6 protein-coding genes and 1 riboswitch are annotated in these 6,219 nt (G+C 34.7%); of the genes, 5 read left to right on the top strand and 1 reads right to left on the bottom strand.

Annotated features, from left to right (window positions below):
* The first annotated feature begins 25 nt into the window (after nucleotides 1–25).
* Nucleotides 26–790, top strand: coding sequence for a hypothetical protein (locus A9G42_RS13690; RefSeq protein ID WP_065653235.1), 765 nt, complete (start codon nucleotides 26–28; stop codon nucleotides 788–790).
* Between the two features lie 277 nt (nucleotides 791–1,067).
* Here the strand turns inward: A9G42_RS13690 and A9G42_RS08985 are convergent, their stop codons facing one another.
* A complete protein-coding gene (locus A9G42_RS08985) occupies nucleotides 1,068–1,247 on the bottom strand; it encodes a hypothetical protein (protein ID WP_082212082.1) in 180 nt (59 codons plus the stop codon).
* Nucleotides 1,248–1,696: 449 nt separating this feature from the next.
* Here A9G42_RS08985 and A9G42_RS08975 point away from each other — a divergent pair, with 449 nt between their 5' ends.
* The 4 genes from A9G42_RS08975 to thiQ all read left to right on the top strand — a co-directional run bounded on the left by A9G42_RS08975 (nucleotide 1,697) and on the right by thiQ (nucleotide 6,163).
* Entirely contained in the window at nucleotides 1,697–2,167 is a 471-nt protein-coding gene (locus tag A9G42_RS08975; protein WP_143426136.1) for a hypothetical protein, read from the top strand.
* A 554-nt stretch (nucleotides 2,168–2,721) separates the two neighbouring features.
* A riboswitch (TPP riboswitch) is annotated at nucleotides 2,722–2,832 on the top strand.
* 40 nt (nucleotides 2,833–2,872) lie between these two features.
* Nucleotides 2,873–3,877 carry a thiamine ABC transporter substrate binding subunit gene (gene thiB, locus A9G42_RS08970; RefSeq protein ID WP_065588685.1) on the top strand — a complete coding sequence of 335 codons (1,005 nt, stop codon included), beginning with the start codon at nucleotides 2,873–2,875 and terminating at the stop codon, nucleotides 3,875–3,877.
* 14 nt (nucleotides 3,878–3,891) lie between these two features.
* A complete protein-coding gene (gene thiP, locus A9G42_RS08965; protein ID WP_065653232.1) occupies nucleotides 3,892–5,481 on the top strand; it encodes a thiamine/thiamine pyrophosphate ABC transporter permease in 1,590 nt (529 codons plus the stop codon).
* Complete coding sequence (gene thiQ, locus A9G42_RS08960; protein WP_065582733.1) at nucleotides 5,459–6,163, top strand: thiamine ABC transporter ATP-binding protein ThiQ; 705 nt, start codon at nucleotides 5,459–5,461, stop codon at nucleotides 6,161–6,163. The genes thiP and thiQ overlap by 23 nt, the downstream gene beginning before the upstream one ends.
* The last annotated feature ends 56 nt before the right edge of the window (nucleotides 6,164–6,219 follow it).

Here is a 6,219-nt window from a genome sequence, read left to right as displayed (position 1 = left end):
GTGATAAATTAAAAAAGGAACTTCAATGGTGAAAAAGGTAATAGCACCTGAACAGGAAAAATATGATGTTATATATGAAAAAATATTATTCAATAAAATAACGGAGGCATTTTCTTGGCGAGAGCGTCCGAAAGATATGTGGGAATTAAGTTTTGAAACTGCAACAATAATAATGCCTGATGATGAAATAGCGCTAAAACAATTTTTGGGTAAGAATTGGCAAGATATCACTCTTGATATATACGTAAACTATGATGATGCTTTATATGTATTTACTCCATCAGCCTATGCTTATTATTTACCTGGGTTACTTATTACTTCAGCTAAAGCTATGGATATAGCTATAGCTGAAGATGAAGCTATAGTTAGAGCTGAGGCTGAAGCTGAGGCTAAAGCTAAAGCTAAAGCTATAGATATAGCTTTAGGTAGAACCAGAGCTAAAGTAAGAGCTAAAGCAAGAGCTATGGCCAGAGCTGAGGCTTTAGCTAAAGCAAGAGCGATAGGGGATAAAAAAGCAAGGATTAAAGGTTTTATAAATATAGTTGTATTTTGGATTATGGATTTTGAAAAAATACTGTCTGACAGCTATCTATTTAAACGCTGGGCAACATTAACCATTGAAGAATATTTAGCAGTTAAAGCTTGGCTAATATGGATTACAAGAGAAGATACCTATCAAGATGATGAAGATATCTATCAAAATGATGAAAGTGTTTGTCAAAATAATGTAATGAATTCTTTAATTAGCCTAGACAAACTTATTGGCCTTGCTAAGCAACGAGAAAAATGACACTGTAAATAAATTTATGTATTTGCCTATTTTTGAACTAAGCGAATGAGTAAAAAATAGGTAGATACAAAATGGATGAAGAAGCCTAAGAAAAATGGTCGTGGAGTAATTACACATAGGATTAATAATTATCGTTAAATACCTTTTTCACCAAGCACTTTGTCTGTTTTTTTACTGATTAATTGTTATTGATAATAAAATCGATTGCTTGACGCTTGTGAACATCGACATAACGCTTGTAAATATTGATTTTGATTCTCTTTGATTAACTGGATTTTCACCCTATTATCAATGCAAATGCAGCTTGCTTTAGGATGTTATTCTCCATTAACAAACGCTTATTGTCTTTGCGTAGAGCTATAAACTCATTTTCTTGAATGCTACGATTGCCTTGGGTAGTAAACTCACCAATGGTTTGATATTGCTCACTTATATAATGCGGATTTAGTGATGTCATACTCAGCAACAATATTCGTTTGTTTTTTTAATTGGTAAGTAAAACGGCGTTTTTTTTTCTTCTTGAAATGTGATTCACACCCACCGCGCCAGGATTTGTCTACAATAAAGGATTTTACAACACCCAATCATATGCCTCTAATTTTCCTACCACAGGGGCTAATAGGTTGTATTTTGATTTAGTCCTAGGTGGCGATGCCAATGATTTGATATGGAATACACCCATTACACACGAAGGAATTACTGCCACTGTAACCAAAATAACAGCGAATGATTCTTGGATTCATGAAGCTTGTTCGAGTGTGAGTGTGATTCCCTGTGAACCACAGTTAGAAGCAAAAAGCATTTGTACGCGTCACTTTAAACGGTCCATTTGCCAATGATACTCAGATAAATTCCGATAATCCAGTTCCAGTCTCTAAGCCAAGTTTACCACAAACATTTGAATTAGTGGGTAGAAATAGACATAATGAAGAGGTTGTAAGATATGGTTTTGTGTTGAAGCACTGGTTTGCCTATCGCGGTGATAAAAAAGGTAGTCAATCAGAGCAAACAGCATGGTGTAGTGCGATAGGTTATCGTATGCCAAGAGTAAAAGAGTTGACCAATGTGAAGTGTGGAAGAAAAGATGACAGAGGCCGCATCGACTTCCCTTGTTTAAACGACATAGATGGCGCCTTTCGCCCACCACTAAATTATCGTCGAGATAACTTTCCTGATACGGCATTATATTATGTTGGTTCCGGCTTGTTATCGGAGTGGGGTTCGCTTATTACTCCGCTTTGCGGCTACAGAAATTTTTCATGCCATGCTACTGTCTTTAGTAGCGATAAAGGTTTTTTGGTAGCTTTGGAAAGCAGAGGTAACGTTCATTATGATCCAAATAGTTTTATCAACAGAGGTATTTGCGTTCACCCTTAATACTGACTTCTTAATTCTTGTATAAAAGGATATGCAACTTGACATAAATCAAAGGTAAAGCTGTTAACGTATAATGCTCAACGTTAGTTAGTCTAAGTCGCCAGGCGAGCTAACGTTAAGTGCGTTTGTACAGCCAGCATATGTTTTTAATGCTGGCGTAAAAGTATTATTTAATGAAGCAGTTAGCTGTTGTGCTTTATTAAGCATTTCCCCAAAAACAATCAGAAAAACATCAATAAAATCAATCCATTTTCTGACTATTTTTTTATTGATAGCACATTCACATTTTATAAAAGCCAAAGGTTATTATTATTTATTCAGAGTTAGAAAGTGTTAACACCACCGTAGTTTGTTACGTTATGGATAAGCTGATGAAAAATTGATATCGTTTCGTTTTCGAGCATTCAGCGTAATAGGTGTCTTTTTTGCTTTAAAGCAAAATCATAAAAAAAAAACAATAAAATCAATGATTGTTTTAATTTCTCGTTGTTTCGTTCACAACGCTTTATTTGTTTGGTTGTTTACAAACATAATCCTAAACACTACACTAGTCAATGTTCTCAACGGGGTGCCCAGTGGGGCTGAGAATGTTAGCGTTAGATTAGCATAACCCGTCGAACCTGAACTGGATCATGCCAGCGGAGGGATTTGAGTTATTATACCTACTCAAACCTTTTGTCTTTTATTTGCTATTTTGGAGGCAAAATGTTTTGTAAAAAATTGTTATTATCTTTGGTATTATCTGCACTTTTTATGGCAAATATTGCAAATGCTACCAACATAAAACCTACCTTGATTGTGTATAGCTACAACTCTTTTATTTCTGAGTGGGGGCCAGGGCGGGAAATTGAAAAGGGATTTGAAGCGCAGTGTGGTTGCGAAGTTGAGATTGTTACATTAGGCGATGGCGTATCGATTTTAAATCGAATGCGTCTTGAGGGCGATAAGACCAATGCCGATGTTGTTTTGGGATTAGACAATAATCTTTTAGAACAAGCTAAACAAGCCAATATTGTTATTCCTCACCAAATCAATAAACCCGATAATTTAAATACCAACTGGTGGGATGATGATTTTGTGCCTTATGATTTTGGCTATTTTGCTTTTATTTATAATCAACAAAAAATCAGCAATCCACCACGCTCTATGCATGAATTAGTTGATAATAAAGCCAACTGGAAGATTATCTATCAAGATCCTAGAACCAGCACTCCGGGGTTAGGTTTATTATTTTGGATAAAGAATATTTATGGTGATGATGCCTCATCAGCATGGCAAAAAATAGCTAAAAACACCGTGACAGTAACTAAGGGCTGGAGTGAAGCTTATGGGCTATTTTTAAAGGGTGAAGCTGATTTTGTGCTTAGCTATAGTACTTCACCTGTTGCTCATATTATGAATGATAATGATCATCGTTATGCTGCGGCTATTTTTGATGAAGGGCATTATCGTCAAGTTGAAGTTGCTGGTATTACTAAATATAGCCAGCAACCCGAATTAGCACGGGCTTTTTTGCAATATTTATTGACCCCCGATGTGCAACGTCAATTTGCTGAGAAAAATACCATGTACCCTATTATTAATACATCGTTACCTGAAGCTTTTAAGCAAGTTAAGCCTATAAATAAAGCGCTTGAGTTTGATGCAAAGCAAGTTGAACATAATCAAAAAACGTGGGTACGAGAATGGCAGTCTGCCATTAGCAAGTAGTTTTATTTTACCTAATGTTGAAGTTAAGAATATTACTCCCAGGAATTAGCGCTGCTAGCCTGATCTTAATGATATTAGGCGCAGCACTCTTTGCGCTTTGTTTGACTGCGATTAAATTTAATAATTTAGTCGTCTATTTTGATGAGTATTTATTACATGTTATTTGGATAACTTTATTTCAAGCAACATTATCGACTTTATTATCTGTATTATTGGCAATTATCATGGCTAAAGCTTTGTCGATGATTGATTTTTTAGGTAAAAGATTATTATTGCGCATTATGCCAATTACCTTTATTTTACCGACACTTGTTGTAGTCACTGGGTTGTTGTCGGTTTATGGTAAACAGGGCTTATTAGCGACTGTTTTCGGTTATTTTGGGGTGCCTTTTATGACTTCGATTTATGGGTTAACAGGCATTTTACTTGCACATGTATTTTTAAATTTTCCGTATGCTTGCTGTCTATTCTATCGAACGTTAAATAGTGCACCAGTTGAACACAAACAGCTAGCTGCACAATTAAACTTTTCAAGTTTTACTTACTTTAAATTGATTGAGTGGCCATTACTGCGTCGGCAACTGTTCCCGATGGCTGCGCTTATTTTTATGCTGTGTTTTTCTAGCTTTGCTATTGTATTAGCGCTAGGAGGTGGACCAAAATATACAACATTTGAAGTCGCCATTTATCAATCTATTCGTGATTTAGATTTAGCTCAGGCTGTGCTTTTAGCTTGTTTACAGTTTATTTGTTGTGTTTGTTTTATTTGCTTGATGCAAAAATTTACTCATAACAATAGCCACCATCAAAAACCTAATACATGCTATGTTAGGCAAAGTTACCGTTTGCCTGTTTCAAATCATTTAGCCTTTTTATGTATGATTATTATTGTTATTGGTGGGTTATTTATTTTGCTACCGATTATGACCCTACTCATTGAAGGGGGATATTTTTTTCAATGGTCATTTTTAACTGCATCTTTTCAACAGGCAGTTATGTTTTCATTATTAATTGCTTTTGGCTCAGCTACTATTGCCATGTTGCTAGCATTGTTATTACTTTATACTAATAGCCGTTTGTTAATTAATCACAAAATACAGTGGAGCAACCAATTAATGTTAGTTGGATCGCTAATTTTAATTATTCCAAGCATGGTATTTTCATCAGGTCTATTTTTATTATTATTTCCCTTTGCGCATAGTTTTATCGTTGTTTGCCTTTTAATTATGCTATGTAATGGTTTAATGGCATTGCCTTTTATATTGAAAAATCTTGCTGTACCTATGTTTGATGTTGTATCGCGTTATTGGCAATTAAGTCAATCACTTAATATTAATGGCTTTTTTCACTTTTATTTGATTGAATATAAAGCACTAAAAAGATTAATTATCCAGAGTTTTGCTCTGTCTGCAATATTATCATTGGGTGATTTTGGTATTATTGCTTTATTTGGTGGGAAATCAGTGACCACATTACCGTATTATTTGTATGAACAAATATCAAGTTATCATTATAAAGAAAGTGCCGTAACGGCCGCATTATTGTTAATATTATCTTTTAGTTTATTGGTTGTGATGGATTATGATCGAACTAAATCAAATTAATTATCATTACGATAATTTTAAAATGCATTTTAATATCAAAATTGCAGCAAAAGAAAAAGTCGTCATTATTGGACGCAGTGGTGCTGGTAAAAGTACCTTGTTAAATTTGATTGCTGGATTTGTTTTACCAAACTCGGGGCAAATTTTACTTAATCATCAAAATATGACTCGCACCTTGCCAGGCAAACGCCCCGTTTCGATTTTATTTCAACGTAACAATTTATTTAACCATTTAACCGTTGAGCAAAATATTGGTTTAGGTATAAAACCTTGTTTAAAACTGAATGCATCTGAACGGCAAACAATAGAAGATATACTAGTTAAGGTTAGTTTAGCAGGTTTTAACAATCGTTATCCTAATCAGCTTTCAGGCGGGCAACGGCAACGTGTGGCATTAGCGCGTTGTTTAATTCAGCATCGCCCTGTTTTATTGTTAGATGAACCATTTTCAGCGCTCGATCAAGCTCTGCGTTTTGAAATGTTGGCGTTAGTCGATCAAATTTGTGATGATTTCAATTTAACTTTAATGATGGTATCACACTATCTTGATGATTCACTTAATTATTTTTCACGTTGTTTGGTGGTTGATAATGGCAACATTGTTTTTAACGATTTACCAACACAGCTTGCACAATCTAAACATAACGAAATTGCAAAAATGTTGGGTTTTAATTATTCTTAAAAAGGGTTGAAGCTTGGAAATAACACTTTTACCTGCCTATTTTATTATTCAATATT

It is taken from the genome of Gilliamella sp. Nev6-6, from assembly GCF_001690605.1.
Lineage (GTDB): Bacteria > Pseudomonadota > Gammaproteobacteria > Enterobacterales > Orbaceae > Gilliamella > Gilliamella apicola_C.
The sequence above is the reverse complement of the archived record's forward strand: the minus strand, read 5'-3'. Positions and strand labels throughout refer to the sequence as shown.